We start from the raw sequence: 15,828 nt of genomic DNA, 5'->3' as shown, positions 1-15,828 counted from the left end.
CTCGCTTTGTTCACTTTCGCCCCGGAGTGGAATTCGGGGCTATCGGTGCGAAGTCCGTTGAAACGGACTAAAGAGACTCAAATTGGCTGTCAGTCCCCTTCAGTGGACTTCGTTTGATTAGCCCCGAATTCCATTCCGGGGCGGGTGAGCAACGCAGTGAGAAGGCTTTAAAGCACGCCCTAGATCGCTCACCACCGATTACAGGCAGGCGGCGATCGTCTCGACAACAGAGTTTCCCAAAGCTTTGAAGTCGTAGCCGCCTTCTAATCCAAACACAATGCGCTGAGTCACGCCTAAACAATACTCGGTGAACAATCGGTAATCTTCTGGCTTTAATGATAGTCCTGCCAGCGGATCAGCTTGATTTGCATCATAGCCCGCACTCACGATCAGCAAATCAGGCTGAAACTCATTTAGAAAAGGCACCACTTTTTTCTCAAACAATGGCTGATAGTCCTCGATCGTACTTCCTGGAGCCATTGGCAAATTCAAGACATTCTGATGAAAGCCTGTTTCCGCAGGATGTCCGGTACCAGGATATTGCGGTGATTCGTGCAATGAGCAAAATCGAATGTTGGGATGAGTTTCAACGATCGCTTGTGTACCGTTGCCGTGATGCACATCCCAATCGAGAATGCAGACGCGATCGAGTCCCTGTTCTAGCGCGTAGTAAGCCGCGATCGCGGCATTACTCAAAAGACAAAAGCCCATTCCTTCATCAGCAACCGCATGATGCCCTGGTGGACGCGCCAGAACAAAACAAGGCTGACCGGATGTCATTGTAAAATCGACTCCATCGATCCAAGCATTGACTGCGAGGAGTGCAACTTCATAGCTACGCGGAGAAACGGCTGTCTCGCCATCAATAAAGCCGCCGCCGCGATTGGCTAACCGTCGAATTTGGTTGAGATAGTCTCGATCGTGAATCATTTCGACGAGCGGTAAAGGCGATCGCGCTTCTACGGGAGTGGGAAGTCTCCAGTCGAGCTGATTCGCCCAAGGTGCGGCTTCGAGTGCAGTTTTAATCGCGGTCAGTCGTCCCGGTTTTTCGGGGTGAAAGTAACCTGTATCGTGTAGGAGAAATTCATCAGAGTAGATCACCGGGAACATAGGGCGCGATCGAGAAAAGAGCAAAGTTTTAGGGTGTGTTTTGAAGCCACTCGCTTCGTTCGCTCCCGCCCCGGAATGGAATTCGGGGCGGACTTGCAACGGAGTGAAACACTCTCAAAACACACTTCAATATAACAACTCCTCAAATCGCAATGCAGCCCGATCGCTCTGACAATTCAATCTCTAGCTTGTTGTCATGTCGATGCAATCCTGCTTTGCCGTAAACGAGTTTTAGATTCGTTGACCAATCGATCGACAGTTTCGCTGGAACTGTCCCCACATTCACGGCAACGATTACAGATTGATCTCCTAAGGTTCGAGAAAACGCATAAGTGGTTCCCTCGGCATAAATCACTTTGTAATCGCCCGTTCTCAGGACTGGATGAGCATGACGGACTTTTACAAGTTGACGGTGGCACTCGTAGATTTCGTAATCCCAATTCGATTCAAGTGGGAAACCGCGTCGAGAATCTGGATCGATCGCTCCCGGTAATCCCACTTCATCGCCATAGTAAATGCTCGGCGCACCCGGAAACGTCATCAGCAATAAAGTAGAAAGTTCAATGCTGGCACGATCGCCGCCTGCAATCGTCATCAATCGCGCCGTGTCATGACTTGCTAACAGATTTAATTGCGTCAGTTGAATTTCCCAGGGATACAGTTCTATCAAGTCCTGCATTTTCCGGGCATATTCACCCGCAAACATAGGCGGATAGGGTTGATAATCCCGATTTTGCACTTGATCGAGAACGACTCGATCGCCTGCCGCAAATGCGATCGTCGGTCCCGCAAACAAGTAATTCATCACGCCATCAAACTGGGTGCCATCGAGCCACTCTCGCGAATCGCCCCACACTTCACCGACGATATAGGCTTCGGGATTAATGGCTTTGACGCGATCGCGAAATTCCTGCCAAAATCCCGGAGTCGTCACCTCAAACGGCACATCCAACCGCCAGCCATCCGCCCCGAACTTGATCCAATATTCAGCGATTTCCATAATGTACTCGCGCACCTCTGGATTATCGTGATTGAACACAGGCAGCGCACGATTCCCCGCCCATCCTTCATACCCTGCCGGAAATTCTCCAGTATACGGATGTAGCGGAAAGTCATGAATGCGAAACCAATCCACCCAAGGAGAATTACTACCGTTTTCTAGAACATCGTGAAAAAAGAAGAAACCACGACTAGAGTGATTGAACACGCCATCGAGCACGATTTTGATATCGCGTGCGTGTGCTGCTTCGAGCAGATCCCGGAACGCCTCGTTTCCGCCCAACATCGGATCGACTTGATAATAATCGTGGGTGTGATAGCGGTGATTGCTCGCAGACTGAAAGATCGGCGTAAAGTAAATTGCATTCACGCCCAAATCCTGGATGTAGTCTAATTTTTCCATTACGCCCCAGAGATCGCCACCCTTGTAGCCTTGTAGCGTCGGGGTCGCATCCCAATCTTCCCAACGCATCGATTTGAGAAGTTTTTTATGAGGTTGTTTGGCGCGGGCGAACCGGTCGGGAAAAATTTGATAGAAAACGGCGTGTTTTACCCAATCTGGCGTTTGAATCTCCATAGCGTTTGAGAATCACATCAAATAGAACGGTACTGATCCCCACGTCGATCGCTCTCTAACTCCCGATAGAAGTTCGGAAATTTGCAAAACCGTATAGTATAATACAGATATGAACGTTCATCCTTGGTATGTGCCAAGGACGGAAGTAAGGAGATTTCCTGAAGGAACGCGCCTCATTCTTTCACTTCATTTGATTTTCGAGGCGACTATGAGACTGATTTACCGTGGTGTCGAATACGAATACGACCCGACTCAAGGCACACGCGACGATCGCTTTTCCCAATTCCGTGAGCCGATCACTCTAACCTACCGTGGCAACCGCTATCAACTCGATCCGAACCGCCCCGCTCGATCAACGGTTGAACTACAGCCGCGTGAATTGATTTATCGTGGCAATCGCTACTGGGTGGGTTATCCAGATGGCAAGCCAATGTTGACCAATGCAACTCGATCGCAACCAGTCGCAACCTTGAACAGCACGCATCGCGAGAACTTGCAGCGGAATTTGCAGCGTCGGATTGAGATTGCTCGTCAGAAAGGCGATAACGCACTCCTGACACTGCTTGAGGCAGAACGCCGTCAGATTGCTTAAATTTCTTACTTACTCTTCACGCCTGGGAGTCTCTTTGAGGCTCCTTTTTTTTTGCGAAAAGCTGAGGGAATCCCCTAGGTCGATCGCGTTCCCCCAGGCTTAAAATTCAACGATCACAGAGCTTTTCGACAATCAAAACTCAATTCGCTTCGGGGAAGACTCACGCCATAAGCTAGGGACATCGAAACAAAAGGACAAGAAACCATGCCTTACGAACCCTTAAATCTTTCAACTGACAAACCTGTTTTATCCTGGGCAAATCACGAACTCGGAAGCGCTGAAACCAAGATGGCGAAAAATGTCGCCTCTCTGCCGTTTGTGTTCAAGCACGTTTCTCTAATGCCAGATGTGCATTTAGGAAAAGGGGCGCTTGTGGGTTCCGTAATTGCCACCAAAGATGCAATTATTCCGGCAGCCGTGGGAGTCGATATCGGGTGTGGAATGGCGGCAATCAAAACGCCTTACACCGGAGATCAGCTAGAAGGCAAACTGAAGCAAATTCGGTTAGACCTCGAAGCGGTAGTTCCGACTGGATTTAATGAGAACAAAGAAAGCGATCGACAAGTCTCCAACTGGCAAGGTTGGCAACAGTTCAAAACGCTCCATCCGGGTGTAAAAGATCTTGAAACCAAAGCACTACGCCAAATGGGTTCGCTCGGTGGTGGAAATCACTTCTTAGAACTCTGTTTGGATGAAAATAACGTCGTTTGGTTGATGCTGCACTCTGGTTCTCGACACATCGGAAACATTCTGGCTCAACGTCATATTGATACCGCGAAAACGCTAGCAAAAATGACGGATACGAAGCTACCTGATCCGGATTTAGCTCACTTTGTTCAAGGCACTGAGGAGTTCAACCAGTACTGGCACGATCTCCAATGGGCACAGGACTATGCTCGATTCAATCGGGTAGTGATGATGACTCGGTTTAAGCGCGTCGTCGAAAAGCATCTTGCAGGTGGAAAACCGATGAAGCCGCTGCTCGAAGTGAACTGTCACCATAACTATGCAGAAAAAGAGGTGCATTTTGGCGAAGACGTGTTCGTGACTCGAAAAGGAGCCGTTCGCGCCCGTTCCGAAGACCTCGGCATCATTCCCGGCAGCATGGGTGCAAAGTCCTACATTGTGCGTGGAAAAGGCAATCTCGAAAGCTATTGCTCTTGTTCTCACGGCGCAGGTCGCTTGATGTCTCGGAACTTAGCGAAGAAAACCTACACGCTCGATGACCTCATCGAGCAGACTCAAGGCGTTGAGTGTCGCAAAGATGAAGGTGTTCTCGATGAAATTCCGGGAGCTTATAAGTCGATCGAGCAAGTCATGGCAAACCAAGCCGATTTAGTTGAAGTCGTCGCAACCTTGAAACAAGTGTTGTGTGTGAAAGGGTGAAACAATTTTAGATTTGAGATTTTAGATTTGAGATTGCTCTCATGCTTCTCAATCTAAAATCCTCAATCTAAAATCTAAAATTTCTATGTGGCGGGTAGCTCAACAGTAGAGCACCAAATTATTGCCCGAAAGGGACGCAGACCGAGGGTTATCGTTGTAATCGAATCATCCCTTTGTCGCTGGAGGTGCGGGTGCAACTCCCGCTCCGCTACACCAAAGAATTCTGGCAGATCGTCTAACAGTAGGACACCTAAAACATCCTTGTTCACACCTTGCCTTTCGGGGACGAAGAATGAGGGTTATCGCTTGTAACGCGGGTGATGTGGGTGCAACTCCCACTCTGCCAATTAACCGAATGTTGCCTAGATCAGGCTGGAGGTTGCCATGTCATACAAGTTTTATACCCAAAACAAAACGCCTCAAACTCGATCGATTCCAGGTCGCGAAACCGAAATGATCCAAGGTCGATCAGGTGGCTGGATGTTCAAAACTGATATTTGGACAGTTCTACGTCGATGCTTACTCCTTGGAACCGCTCAAAGTACTTACTATGCGGGTAAGCATGAACTAACGAGCGAATTTATTGATGTGGTGAGAAGCGCGATCGAGCAAAATTCCGCTCAGGTTGCCCAAGAAATTCTCTACGCCAGCGATGGTCGATCGATTAACAACAGCGCTCCAATTCTCGCTTTGGTCTTACTTTCAATGGGTGAAACTCCCGAAGCAAAACGCGCCTTTACCGAAATCTTTCCGCAAGTCGTTCGGACTGGAAGCCATTTCTACGAGTGGATGAGCTATACAAAATCGATGCGCGGATTTGGTAAAGTCGTGCGCGAAGCGGGGAAAGCTTGGCTGTCTCGCGATGATGTGAAAGGCTTGACGTATCAATTGTTGAAATACCAACAGCGTCAAGGATTTTCACATCGAGACGCGCTGCGATTGTTTCATGTGAAGCCACCAACTGAAAACCACGATCGCTTATTTCAATGGGTCACTCAGGGCTGGGACAACTTACCGAAGCAAATCGATTCTGATGTCTTAGCTCAGATTTGGTGGTACGAATGGCTCAAGCGCAATCCCAATCAAACACACCGAGCTATTCAGCAAGGGCGTTTAACTCATGAGATGGTTGCTCCAGTGGGCAACATGGATCAAAAAGCTTGGCAACTTCTATTTGAAGAAATGCCGATCGGGGCAATGTTGCGAAACTTAGGATCATTGACTCAATTAGGTGTATTAAACGCAGACCACAAAAAGAACTTAGAGCGAGTCGCTTCTGTGTTGAACAATGCAGAACACTTGCGAAAAGGTCGAATTCACCCGATCGATGTTCTCAAAGCGCTGAAAACCTACAAATCTGGTGGACAACTCGGACGCAGCCAAAAAACTTGGACACCAGTTTCTCGTGTGAACCACATCTTAGAGCAAGCGTTAGAACTCTCATTCAATGTTCTATCTGCAACTGAGCAAGTGTTTTTACATGCGATCGATGTTTCTGGATCAATGTCTTACTACAGCGTCGATTCGATCGGATTAACTTGCTGTGAGATTGCGACCGTGATGGCACTCGCAACCGCGAAAGCAGAGAAATACTCTAAGATTCGTGGATTTGCAACGGAGTTCCGCGACTTGAAGATCACATCGCGAGATAGTTTTGGTGAAGCGATCGCGAAAGCGACTGATCAAAACTTTGGTGGAACGGATGCTTCAGTTGCTTATGAGTGGGCAATCAAGCAGCGATTCAAAGCCGATCTCTTCTGCTTCTGGACAGATTGTGAAAGCTGGGCAGGAAGACAACATCCGAGTCAAGCTTTAGCACTCTATCGCCGTAAGGTGAATCCGAATGCAAAAGCAATCTACATTTCGCTAGCTCCGTACAATATTTCGCTGGTTGATCCTCAAGATCCGCTTTCTTGGGATATTGCAGGATTCGATCCGGGTACACCCCGATTGATTCAAATGCTGGCAACCGGGGAAGTTCGTTAGATCGAGGAAGTCGAGAACTGTCCTGAGCAGATACCACACTGTTTAAGATCACAGCGTTTCGGCTTTCTCTCATTCTGTTAGCTGAATTTCTTTACTGTTCTTAACGTTAAGAACAGTAAAGAAGATGATTACATTTTCCGCTTAAAGATATAGCTTACGCTGTCCGAAATGAAAGTTTCATGACAACAGCATCGATTAAAAAACGTTTGAAATACCGATTTTTAAGGGTTGGAGCGGGATAATGACACGACTCTTCCTGAAGAAATAGAAGTCCGATCATCTTCTCAAGCCGTGAAAAATAGATGAATTCATGGGTAATGCTTCACATTTATTAATGCTATAATTTAGATATCTTAATACTTCACCCTGCTCACATTGCAGATTCTTAATATGGCGACCTCTTCCCTCCTGATAAAGCTACTGAAGCCAACTGTCGCTCCCAACTTCTGGTCACAAACAACTTGGGCGATTCTGCGCGCCGTTCTTGGCATCATGATGGTTCACAATGGACTCGACAAGTTCGGAGACATCCAAAGTTTTGCACAAGGTTATGTTGAAGTCATCGGTCTGCCCTTCCCGATCTTTTTCAGTTATCTCGCTGCACTAACTGAAACGGTCGCTGCGCCATTAGTCGCGATCGGCTTTTTGACTCGTCCGGCGGCTCTCGGATTGTTCAGCACGATGTGTGTTGCAATGTATCACCACATTCTCGTCGCTGGCTTGAATCTGCCTTATCTGGAGCTATCCGCAATCTATGCAGCCTGCTTCCTCGTCTTTGCTGTGAATGGCGGAGGTTTGTTCTCAACCGATGCTTTGATTGCAAACTGGTTAGATGCAAGTTCTTTATCGATTCAGGCGAAGCGACTGATGCGTTTAGAGAAAGCGTATCAAGCATCTAGCGCCGAGCAAAAGCAAGCTGACGTAGCTCAACCGTAAGATTTCTAATTGATTAAAACGGATGGGAAGATGATTTGATCGTCTTCCCGTTTGTTGTGTCTGCACTTAGCGTTGATTTGGTATCAGTTCGACAAGCCTCTTCGCTTCGTTGCTGACTCGCCCCGGAATAGAATTCGGGGCTAATTGAACGAAGTCCACTAAAGGGGACTGAAGAGACTAGATTCAGCTTCTTTAGTCAGTTTCAACTGACTTCGCACCGTTAGCCCCGAATTCTATTCCGGGGCGGGCAAACAACGAAGCGAACAAATCGATCGACTAACGCTAAGTCAATTCTCAAGCCCTAACGATTCGGAACTGCGCTTAACTCCGATCGCTCAATCATTTTCTCCAATTCCGCTTTCATTTCCGCTGCTGTCGTCGTTGTCGTTCCAAATCGCCTCACCACAATACTCGCCGCCAAATTCCCCAAAACCACTGCTTCCCAAACCGTTGCATCCGCGATCAATCCCAAAGTTAATGCTGCAACAACGGTATCCCCTGCACCCGTCACATCAAACACTTTCGTTCGATTAAAAGCAGGAACATGCTGTTCATTTCCCAATCGATCGAACAATGCCATCCCCTGTTCGCCGCGAGTGATCAAAATATACTGAGCATGAGTGAGCCGCAGCAAATCCCGTCCTGCTCTCGACAAGGATTCAGCATTCTCGATCGCATATCCCACGGCTAATTCCGCTTCGGGTAGATTCGGGGTGAAAATCATTGCATCTTGATAGCGCGGAATCTGCTTCTGAGAATCAACGATCGTTCTTGGATGTTCTAACGCGGCTTCGATCACCGGTTGTGTCAATGTTCCATCCCCATAGTCAGAACAAACCACAGCATCGACTTGATCAATCTGGTCGCGAATATAAGCAGCTAACTGTTGTTGAAGTTCTAGTGCAGGTAGCTCATTCGATTTACGATCGACTCTCACAATCTGCTGCATCACCGATTGGCGGGAATGTCCTGAAATTCGAGTCTTCGTTACAGTGGGTCGATCGACATCCCAAAAAATTCCATCCGTATCAATCTCTGCGGCGCTAAACAATCGCGCTAGGGCTTCTCCTTGAATATCTTTACCGAGTAGTCCAACCGCTTTCACTTTGGCTCCTAATTGAGCAAAGTTATAAACCGCATTCGCGCCACCACCGGGAATCTGTTGGGTTTCCTCGTGTCGCAGAATCAACACCGGAGCTTCACGCGAAACTCGTTCGACTTCTCCATTGAGAAATTCATCTAGCGTCAAATCTCCCACGACTAGCACCGTTGCTTGGGCAAACCGATCGATTAACTCGACTAAGCGATCGCGATTCGCTCTGAGTAACTCTATTCCATCCGTCATAGTTCAACTTATAAGAATTTGCGTTCTATTATGTCGGAGCTAAAAAAAATCAGAATGCGGCTTAAGACAGATGAACCGAGACTATTGCTACCTAAAAAGTTCTGCTAACAGCATTGTCCTTCGATAGATGTTTAGTGAGTGAAAGTTAGTTGAATGAGGAGTATGCGACTGTTAATGAACCCACACTCACATCATGCAAGACAAATTCAAACTTTCCTTTAAGAGCTTAGCCGACACCGAAAGAGCGATCGCGCTGATTCTCGGTGTCATCTTCTTGACCATTGGTATTGCTGGTTTTATTCCCGCGTTCATGGCATTTCCAGGAGACGCGCCTGTGACGGGTGTGTATATTCCTCGCCTTTCTTCGTCTGATGGTTACGGTCATTTGTTCGGACTGTTCCCCACTAACTATGTGCATGATGCACTGCACATCGTGGTTGGACTGCTTGGAATTGCAGCCGCTACCAGCTTTAGTGGTTCATTGGTGTACAACCAAGGATTCGCGATCGTATACACTGCGATCGTCTTGTTCGGTTTGATCCCCGCAACGAATACCACGTTTGGACTGATGCCGATTTATGGCAATAATATCTGGTTCAATGCCCTGACCGCAGTGTTGGCAGCATACGCCGGATTCGTCAAGCCTGCGGAAATTGCAAAAGCAACCGAGGCGTAGATTCTAAAGACTTCACCCTCTCTTGGATAAGTCTTAAATCGCTCTTCTCGCAGGCGTTTTCAAAATTCGTTTTACAATCTCAGGAATCTCAGAGGGTCGATCGGCTACTGGGATTCCTGCCCGTTTAAATGCCGATACTTTACTTTCTGCGGTGCCCAAATCAGGTCCTAGATTCGCAGCTTGTGATTCGATAATCGCTCCTGCATGTCCCATTCTGCGATTTCGAGGTGCACTCCGACCCGCAACATACGCAATCACAGGTTTATCGATCGCTTCTGCAATATAGTGGGCTGCTGTTTCTTCATAATCGCCGCCAATCTCACCGACCAACACAATCACATCCGTCTGATCGTCTTCATCTAAAATCTGGAGCCACTGCGGAAAAGTCGAACCCGTGATCTGGTCGCCGCCCATACTCACCGCGATCGACTGACCAAACCCCGCTTGTGTGAGTGTCCAAGCTACCTCATACGTGAGCGTTCCATTTCGGCTCAACAGCCCGACCGATCCCGGTCTATAAAATTCCGGTGGATGAATTCCGAGTAACATCTGTCCGGGAACAATCACGCCCGGACTGTTCGGACCGACAATCAACGTATCGGTTGCCTCAGCTTTACGGATCAGGTGTACCATATCAAGAGGGGGAATTCCCTGACTAATCAGGACGATTTGACGAATGCCAACCGCGATCGCTTCGAGTGCTGCATCCAACGCCGCATAAGGAGGCGAAAAAATCACTGTCGTATCCACTGCGCCTACTTTCGGTAACGCCTGTTCAAGCATGTCAAACACAGGAATTCCGGCAAGCACCTGACCCCCCTGTCCCGGACTGACTCCGGCGACAATTTGTGTGCCATAATCCTGCATGAGCGGTGCATAAAGTTTTCCCAATGGCTCTAGAATGCCCTGCACAATGACTTTGCTGGCTGGCGTAAAATTCATAAGAAATAGGTAAGCACGTATTAAGTGAAAATCATTCCGAGGAATGATGCTCGGTACTGTTCAAGGTGAGCTTTTTGCTAGGACTATAAACGGTGAATCTAAGCACTGCAACCCACGATCAAACAGTGGGAAGGGCTACTAAGTATTCAGACGATCGTACAAGTTACGGAACCATGAACAATCTGGACTCAGACGGATTAGTCTGCCAAGTCCTAAACAGGTGAAGTCCGGGTCATTCCCAAATTATAGGGGTGTTAGCCAGAACACAAATCCCCAGATTTGCCAAAGTCAATAAACGTAACTTAAGCGCTCTGAAAAAGATCCGTAGAAGTACTTGATTATATTTTAATTAACATCGGGTTAATACCAGGTTAAGGGAATGTTTGAAAGGTAGAAAAAGTCTTCTCGCTTCGATTGCTTCCCGCCCTGAAATGAAATTTCGGGCTAACCGTGGAAAGTCTACTGAAGTAGACTCGGAGGCAGTTTTAGGTTTTTAGTCCATTTCAATGGACTTTCGTCGATTAGCCCGAAATTCATTTCAGGGCGGGAAACTGCAATAAACGACAACTTTTCAAACATTCTTTAAGACTCCCGCTTCTTTGTCAAAATCAGCAACTGCGCGATCGCACTATCCAAGTCTTCCATCACTAGAGCTGGAGTAACCGAGAGGTGCTCTTTTGCGGCTTCTATATTCGCTCCTAACAAGCGAACAACGATTTTGGGCAAAGGAGCGCCCCGACTAATTTTCAGTTCTTGGCTGACGGCTCTTGTGGGAGCAGGCGGACGGAGGAATCGCACGATCGCATTGGCAATCTGATCGCTCGGAACCGCTCCCCCCACAATATTGACCAGAATTGTTTTGACTTGCTTATTTTTCGCCAACATCGTCAAGCCTTGCTCTAGACGATCGCACAAAATTTCCGGTTGCCAAGTGTGATGCGTCTCGCTGCCAATATTGAGGTAATGCAACAGTTTTCCGCCCGATTGACTGATCAAATCCATCGTTGCCATCGTCAGCGCAGCACCGTTACACAAAACGGCAATCTGTCCTTGGGGATCGATTGTGGTTAAGGAATCCGGTAAGCGATCGAGCACAAATTTCTGAGGTCGATTGTCCAATGCCGCTAAAGCTGGATGTCGTCCTAACGCCGCATCGTTAACGGTGATCTTGCCATCGAGTGCCATGACTTCCCCTCTGGCATTGACTCCCAAAGGATTGATCTCAACCAAATCTAAATCTTTATCAGTAAACAATCGGTACATTCGCTCAACGATATCGCTAAACGAATTGATCAAATTCCCTTGTAGTCCCATCTTCAGCGCTAAACGACGAGCATAGAACGAAGAGAATTCTTGATCAATTACGACGTGCTGCATTTCATCGATCGCAGTTTGCACATCGATCCCGCCCTTTGCCGATCCCAGAATCACCGGGCGGCGAATCGATTGATTCAGCGCGATCGCTAAATAGAGTTCTTGTTGCGCCTCGTATTTCGCTTCTGCTAAGAGCACTTTCGGATATTCGCCCATAATCGGCAGATTAAAAATCGAGTGAGCAGCAGCGATCGCATCGATTGTATTCGAGACAAATCGCACTCCTCCAACTCGACCGCGCTCACCCATATAAACCTGGGATTTGAGCGCGATCGGATACGGGATTTTCAGAGCTTTCAAATCGGTTGGACGCTGAATACATTGAGAAGGCAGAACCGGAATCCCGACTTCTCGAAACAAATCTTTAGCTTGATATTCCAGGAGATCCATTACAGGGAGGGTTGGCGAGTTTTCCAATCTTTGGCAACGCGGTCGATCGCGTAGAATTTTTGCCAGAAAAGATCGACGATCCATGTTGGCAGTACCTTTGTCATCATGAACACAGTCAAGCCTCCAGCCGTGGCTGCAATGTATCGGGGCTGGGGTCGCTTGGCAACGATCGCTTTTACGATCACATCTGCTACCCGCTCCGAACTCCAAGCCTGACGTTTTGTTAGTTTATCTAAGTTTTCTAGATTCTCAAATGCGGCGCGATACGGTGTATTCTTCCCGTTGGGCATCGTGGTATCCACTTCACGTTCAACCACCTCGAAAAATTCCGTACTCACAGGACCCGGTTCGATCACGCTCACCCGAATATTGAACGGGGCTAATTCTCGTCGTAAACTATCGCTGAGAGATTCCAAGGCAAACTTAGAAGCGCTATACATGCCGCAGAAGGGAAACGCAATTCGACCCCCCAGCGAACTGACATTAATAATTTTTCCGCCACCTTGATCGCGCATGACTGGAATAAATGCCTGAATCAGCCCGATCGCACCAATCACATTCACCTGAAACTGACGCTGTACCGATTCGATCGGGATGAGTTCCACGGGTCCCATCTGTCCATATCCGGCGTTATTCACCAAGACATCGACTCGCCCAAATTTGTCGATCGCGGTTTTTGCCAGCGCTTGCACCTGATCCGGCTCTCCCATATCGGTTGCAACGACGAGAACTTCTGCACCAGATTGACGAGCGCGATCGGCAATGCGTTCTAATTTATCGATGCTTCGAGCCGCAAGAATGAGTTTGATATTGGGAAAGCGATCGGCGAGGGTTTGGGCAAGTGCGGCTCCGATTCCTGCCGAAGCACCCGTAATTAAAATCACTTGAGAAGACATATCAAAAGAGGAAAATGATGTTATTTCAAAGCGCCCAGATACGATACCAGAATCCACGAATCCCTAAACAGAAGTTTGTTTAAGCCGAGTCGATCGCGATTTTGTCAGCGATTGACTTTGAAACACTTTTAGCACCGATCCTTCTGCTAAAAACGTCACACTCGGCTGCAATTGACCGAACGCAAAAATGATTTGGTCTTGATACCCCTGAGCATTTTCACACTGCCAAACGGTTTGCAGTTTTTTTCCGATGATCGACTCCATTCTGGCGGAGTCACATCAAACGTAGAAACCGTTTCCGTTTGGACTAATTCCACCTCATCGGTGTCAGCAATGACATTTACCGTTAGCGTTTGCGTCTCGAAGATGAACTGCACCTGATCAAGGCACAATTCTAGAGAAGTCATTACTTGATCTTCGATCGCGGCGATATTCAAAAGTGGCGCACCGATCGGGAAATCATTTTCCACCATATTTATCTCGCTTCCTTGGCTTACCGGGTTGCTAATCTCATCTTAATGTCAATCGGAGTAGTGGTAGCGACAAGCAATGATCGTCAAATAGTCATCATCAACGGCGTAAATTAATCGATTGGTTTCATCAATGCGACGCGACCAGAATCCGGTCAAATTTCCACTAAGCGCTTCTGGTTTTCCGATTCCTTCAAGGGGCGATCGCATCGTTGCATCAATCAACTTATTAATGCGCTTTAGCGTCTTTTTATCTTGACCTTGCCAATATACATAATCGCTCCAAGCTTCCTCTGTCCAAACAAGCTTTCTACTCATCCAACAGATTCCGCTCTACCACTTTTCCCTGCTTAAATTGAGCGATCGACCGTTCTAAATGGGCTGCATTTGCTGGAGATTTGAGCAAGTAATCGGTTTCCATCAAGCGATTAAACAATTCCAGCGACATCACCACAACATCCTCTGCATCTCGTCGCGTAATCACCGTAAAGTCTGCATCTTCGACCACACGATCCAAAACAGCCTTAAGATTACTTCTCGCTTCGCTAAAAGAGACAATATCCATTTGCTTCTCGTTTGTACAGCTTGTTGTACAAGTTTAACTTCTTTCCACAGCGGTTGAACCTTTTTGAGTGAGTCATGGTCTAAGCAGTATCTTGAATTGAAGGGCACTCCCAACAGTGACAACGGCAGCGATTTCTTGGATTGGTTCTACATTCTCGGTGCAAGTGAATCCCTCATCGAATTCTCCGGATCAGTCGGAACGCGACTTGATCACGGCTTGCGTTGCTGGAGATACTCAGAGCTTTCGCCGTCTTTACAGGCGCTACCAAAACCGTGTCCGAGCATTGCTCTTTCAACTCTGTGATGCGGACGCGATCGATGATCTCGTTCAAGAAGTGTTTCTCCGCGTCTGGAAAGGATTGCCCAAATTCCGGCAGAATGCCCAGTTTTCGACTTGGCTGTATCGGATTGTATGGAATGTGGCATCAGACTATCGGCAAGCAGCGGCAGTGCGTCGATCGCGGCTCGAAATTCTCACCCAACACGCACCGAAACAGCAAGAAGCCCCTGATCTAATCCAGCTACACTACGAAGATATTGTCATGCGAGGATTAAAAGAACTGAGCTTTGATCACCGCACAATTCTTGTACTACATGATCTTGAAGGAATGCCGCAAAAAGAAGTCGCTGAGATTTTAGAAATCCCGATCGGCACAGTGAAGTCAAGATTATTTCATGCACGCGGGGCAATGCGTCAATTTCTCGATCGTCAAGGAGTCCAGTTATGAATCGACCTCCCGAAGAGGACGAGGAGCTTACAAGCTTTCTGCGTCAGTATCGTTCTCATCCACCCAGTGCATCACCCGATTTAGAAGATCGAATTATTCAATCTTTGCCAAGACGATCGCGGATGTCGCGTCCGATCGTGTTTTTGATGTCGGGAATCGCAGCTTCGTTTATCGGGATTCTGATTGCTCAGCCTGTTCGATCTCCTTCTGCTGATCCAGCAACTTTGGAGGCTTATCTGGAAAGTAACTGGTCAACGGTCGTCGATGGCACGAGTGACAGTACTAGCGATTATTTTGCGTTTGTTGATTCTACTACCCCTTAGGAGTTTGATTGTATGTTGCGGCGTGTTGCGATCGTGGTGGCTTCATCGGTTCTGGTGCTATTTGGAAGTGCAGCGGTTTTAAGAGCGATCGATTTTCGCTACTCCGATTCGATCGCGCAAGTTCCACCAGCGGGTGATCGTCCTGGAAGGGGTGAAATGGGATTGTTGCGAGAGTTGAATTTGTCAGCGGATCAGATGAGTCGGATTCAGCAAATTCGATCGCGCTATCGGGATCAGATGAAGAGCGATCGAGATGCTGCCCGTCAAGCTCAACAAGACCTCCGAACTCTGATGGCGGGCACTGCATCGGATGACCAAATCCGGGAGAAGTTTCGCCAAGTTAAAGAACTGAGAACAAAGATTGCAGATGCTCAGTTCAACAGTATGTTAGAGATTCGCAATGTGCTAAGTCCAGAGCAAAGACAAAAATTTGCCCAGCGGATGGAGCAGCGTCGAGGGAGAGGGCGCGATCGCTTACCAGAAAGAACTCCGGGAATTTAGCACTACAGCTTAAGATCAAAGATGGTGTTTGAG

16 protein-coding genes, 1 tRNA gene, 1 pseudogene and 1 riboswitch are annotated in these 15,828 nt (G+C 47.8%); of the genes and pseudogenes, 9 read left to right on the top strand and 9 right to left on the bottom strand.

Going from position 1 to position 15,828, the window contains the following annotated elements:
* Positions 1-198 precede the first annotated feature (198 nt).
* Both NIES2104_RS20375 and NIES2104_RS20370 read right to left on the bottom strand, forming a co-directional pair.
* Positions 199-1,110: a histone deacetylase gene (locus NIES2104_RS20375; protein WP_059000075.1), complete on the bottom strand. Its 912-nt coding sequence runs from the start codon at positions 1,108-1,110 to the stop codon at positions 199-201.
* A gap of 142 nt (positions 1,111-1,252) precedes the next feature.
* Positions 1,253-2,686, bottom strand: coding sequence for a glycoside hydrolase family 13 protein (locus NIES2104_RS20370; protein WP_059000074.1), 1,434 nt, complete (start codon positions 2,684-2,686; stop codon positions 1,253-1,255).
* A gap of 112 nt (positions 2,687-2,798) precedes the next feature.
* A riboswitch (Glutamine riboswitch) is annotated at positions 2,799-2,859 on the top strand.
* A 35-nt stretch (positions 2,860-2,894) separates the two neighbouring features.
* Between NIES2104_RS20370 and NIES2104_RS20365 the strand changes: the two genes are divergently transcribed.
* The 5 genes from NIES2104_RS20365 to NIES2104_RS20350 all read left to right on the top strand — a co-directional run bounded on the left by NIES2104_RS20365 (position 2,895) and on the right by NIES2104_RS20350 (position 7,586).
* A complete protein-coding gene (locus NIES2104_RS20365) occupies positions 2,895-3,278 on the top strand; it encodes a DUF4278 domain-containing protein (protein ID WP_059000073.1) in 384 nt (127 codons plus the stop codon).
* 204 nt (positions 3,279-3,482) lie between these two features.
* Positions 3,483-4,664 carry an RtcB family protein gene (locus NIES2104_RS20360; RefSeq protein ID WP_059000072.1) on the top strand — a complete coding sequence of 394 codons (1,182 nt, stop codon included), beginning with the start codon at positions 3,483-3,485 and terminating at the stop codon, positions 4,662-4,664.
* An 87-nt stretch (positions 4,665-4,751) separates the two neighbouring features.
* A tRNA-OTHER gene (locus NIES2104_RS31905) sits at positions 4,752-4,880 on the top strand.
* A gap of 168 nt (positions 4,881-5,048) precedes the next feature.
* Positions 5,049-6,650: a TROVE domain-containing protein gene (locus NIES2104_RS20355; protein WP_059000071.1), complete on the top strand. Its 1,602-nt coding sequence runs from the start codon at positions 5,049-5,051 to the stop codon at positions 6,648-6,650.
* Between the two features lie 390 nt (positions 6,651-7,040).
* The gene (locus NIES2104_RS20350) at positions 7,041-7,586 is read left to right on the top strand and encodes a DoxX family protein (protein WP_059000070.1); all 546 of its coding nucleotides are present in this window, start codon (positions 7,041-7,043) and stop codon (positions 7,584-7,586) included.
* Positions 7,587-7,887: 301 nt separating this feature from the next.
* Here NIES2104_RS20350 and NIES2104_RS20345 read toward each other — a convergent pair whose 3' ends face one another.
* Complete coding sequence (locus tag NIES2104_RS20345; protein WP_059000069.1) at positions 7,888-8,931, bottom strand: bifunctional heptose 7-phosphate kinase/heptose 1-phosphate adenyltransferase; 1,044 nt, start codon at positions 8,929-8,931, stop codon at positions 7,888-7,890.
* 193 nt (positions 8,932-9,124) lie between these two features.
* On the opposite strand from NIES2104_RS20345, the gene NIES2104_RS20340 reads away from it, so the two are divergent.
* On the top strand, positions 9,125-9,607 hold the full coding sequence (locus NIES2104_RS20340; protein WP_059000068.1) for a DUF4383 domain-containing protein: 483 nt from the start codon (positions 9,125-9,127) through the stop codon (positions 9,605-9,607).
* Positions 9,608-9,640: 33 nt separating this feature from the next.
* On the opposite strand, the gene NIES2104_RS20335 is transcribed toward NIES2104_RS20340, so the two are convergent.
* From NIES2104_RS20335 to NIES2104_RS20310, 6 genes and pseudogenes are all read right to left on the bottom strand, one after another.
* Positions 9,641-10,549, bottom strand: coding sequence for a succinate--CoA ligase subunit alpha (locus NIES2104_RS20335; RefSeq protein ID WP_059000067.1), 909 nt, complete (start codon positions 10,547-10,549; stop codon positions 9,641-9,643).
* A gap of 582 nt (positions 10,550-11,131) precedes the next feature.
* Positions 11,132-12,397, bottom strand: a complete 1,266-nt coding sequence (locus tag NIES2104_RS20330; protein ID WP_263971000.1) for a succinate--CoA ligase subunit beta — start codon at positions 12,395-12,397, stop codon at positions 11,132-11,134.
* Complete coding sequence (locus NIES2104_RS20325) at positions 12,313-13,209, bottom strand: SDR family oxidoreductase (protein ID WP_059000065.1); 897 nt, start codon at positions 13,207-13,209, stop codon at positions 12,313-12,315. The genes NIES2104_RS20330 and NIES2104_RS20325 overlap by 85 nt, the downstream gene beginning before the upstream one ends.
* Positions 13,210-13,272: 63 nt before the next feature.
* Positions 13,273-13,616: pseudogene (locus NIES2104_RS33830) on the bottom strand (DUF6334 family protein).
* A 114-nt stretch (positions 13,617-13,730) separates the two neighbouring features.
* Positions 13,731-13,997, bottom strand: coding sequence for a Txe/YoeB family addiction module toxin (locus tag NIES2104_RS20315; RefSeq protein WP_059000063.1), 267 nt, complete (start codon positions 13,995-13,997; stop codon positions 13,731-13,733).
* Positions 13,990-14,244, bottom strand: coding sequence for a type II toxin-antitoxin system Phd/YefM family antitoxin (locus tag NIES2104_RS20310; RefSeq protein WP_059000062.1), 255 nt, complete (start codon positions 14,242-14,244; stop codon positions 13,990-13,992). Before NIES2104_RS20310 ends, NIES2104_RS20315 begins: the two co-directional genes overlap by 8 nt.
* Before the next feature lie 115 nt (positions 14,245-14,359).
* Here NIES2104_RS20310 and NIES2104_RS20305 point away from each other — a divergent pair, with 115 nt between their 5' ends.
* The 3 genes from NIES2104_RS20305 to NIES2104_RS20295 are packed head-to-tail and all read left to right on the top strand — an operon-like array spanning position 14,360 to position 15,795.
* Entirely contained in the window at positions 14,360-14,971 is a 612-nt protein-coding gene (locus NIES2104_RS20305; protein WP_263970999.1) for a sigma-70 family RNA polymerase sigma factor, read from the top strand.
* Complete coding sequence (locus NIES2104_RS20300) at positions 14,968-15,294, top strand: hypothetical protein (protein WP_059000061.1); 327 nt, start codon at positions 14,968-14,970, stop codon at positions 15,292-15,294. The genes NIES2104_RS20305 and NIES2104_RS20300 overlap by 4 nt, the downstream gene beginning before the upstream one ends.
* Positions 15,295-15,306: 12 nt before the next feature.
* Complete coding sequence (locus NIES2104_RS20295; protein WP_059000060.1) at positions 15,307-15,795, top strand: Spy/CpxP family protein refolding chaperone; 489 nt, start codon at positions 15,307-15,309, stop codon at positions 15,793-15,795.
* Positions 15,796-15,828: the final 33 nt, after the last annotated feature.

The organism is Leptolyngbya sp. NIES-2104 (assembly GCF_001485215.1).
GTDB lineage: Bacteria > Cyanobacteriota > Cyanobacteriia > Leptolyngbyales > Leptolyngbyaceae > Leptolyngbya.
This window is presented reverse-complemented; position numbering and strand designations above follow the sequence as displayed.

What these genes read in the sequence shown, in the direction of transcription:
- NIES2104_RS20375 (WP_059000075.1), bottom strand. Translation starts at nt 1,110, where the DNA reads ATGTTCCCGGTGATCTACTCTGATGAATTTCTCCTACACGATACAGGT.
- NIES2104_RS20330 (WP_263971000.1), bottom strand. Translation starts at nt 12,397, where the DNA reads ATGGATCGTCGATCTTTTCTGGCAAAAATTCTACGCGATCGACCGCGT.
- NIES2104_RS20340 (WP_059000068.1), top strand. Translation starts at nt 9,125, where the DNA reads ATGCAAGACAAATTCAAACTTTCCTTTAAGAGCTTAGCCGACACCGAA.
- NIES2104_RS20370 (WP_059000074.1), bottom strand. Translation starts at nt 2,686, where the DNA reads ATGGAGATTCAAACGCCAGATTGGGTAAAACACGCCGTTTTCTATCAA.
- NIES2104_RS20345 (WP_059000069.1), bottom strand. Translation starts at nt 8,931, where the DNA reads ATGACGGATGGAATAGAGTTACTCAGAGCGAATCGCGATCGCTTAGTC.
- NIES2104_RS20355 (WP_059000071.1), top strand. Translation starts at nt 5,049, where the DNA reads ATGTCATACAAGTTTTATACCCAAAACAAAACGCCTCAAACTCGATCG.
- NIES2104_RS20325 (WP_059000065.1), bottom strand. Translation starts at nt 13,209, where the DNA reads ATGTCTTCTCAAGTGATTTTAATTACGGGTGCTTCGGCAGGAATCGGA.
- NIES2104_RS20365 (WP_059000073.1), top strand. Translation starts at nt 2,895, where the DNA reads ATGAGACTGATTTACCGTGGTGTCGAATACGAATACGACCCGACTCAA.
- NIES2104_RS20300 (WP_059000061.1), top strand. Translation starts at nt 14,968, where the DNA reads ATGAATCGACCTCCCGAAGAGGACGAGGAGCTTACAAGCTTTCTGCGT.
- NIES2104_RS20360 (WP_059000072.1), top strand. Translation starts at nt 3,483, where the DNA reads ATGCCTTACGAACCCTTAAATCTTTCAACTGACAAACCTGTTTTATCC.
- NIES2104_RS20350 (WP_059000070.1), top strand. Translation starts at nt 7,041, where the DNA reads ATGGCGACCTCTTCCCTCCTGATAAAGCTACTGAAGCCAACTGTCGCT.
- NIES2104_RS20310 (WP_059000062.1), bottom strand. Translation starts at nt 14,244, where the DNA reads ATGGATATTGTCTCTTTTAGCGAAGCGAGAAGTAATCTTAAGGCTGTT.
- NIES2104_RS20315 (WP_059000063.1), bottom strand. Translation starts at nt 13,997, where the DNA reads ATGAGTAGAAAGCTTGTTTGGACAGAGGAAGCTTGGAGCGATTATGTA.
- NIES2104_RS20335 (WP_059000067.1), bottom strand. Translation starts at nt 10,549, where the DNA reads ATGAATTTTACGCCAGCCAGCAAAGTCATTGTGCAGGGCATTCTAGAG.
- NIES2104_RS20295 (WP_059000060.1), top strand. Translation starts at nt 15,307, where the DNA reads ATGTTGCGGCGTGTTGCGATCGTGGTGGCTTCATCGGTTCTGGTGCTA.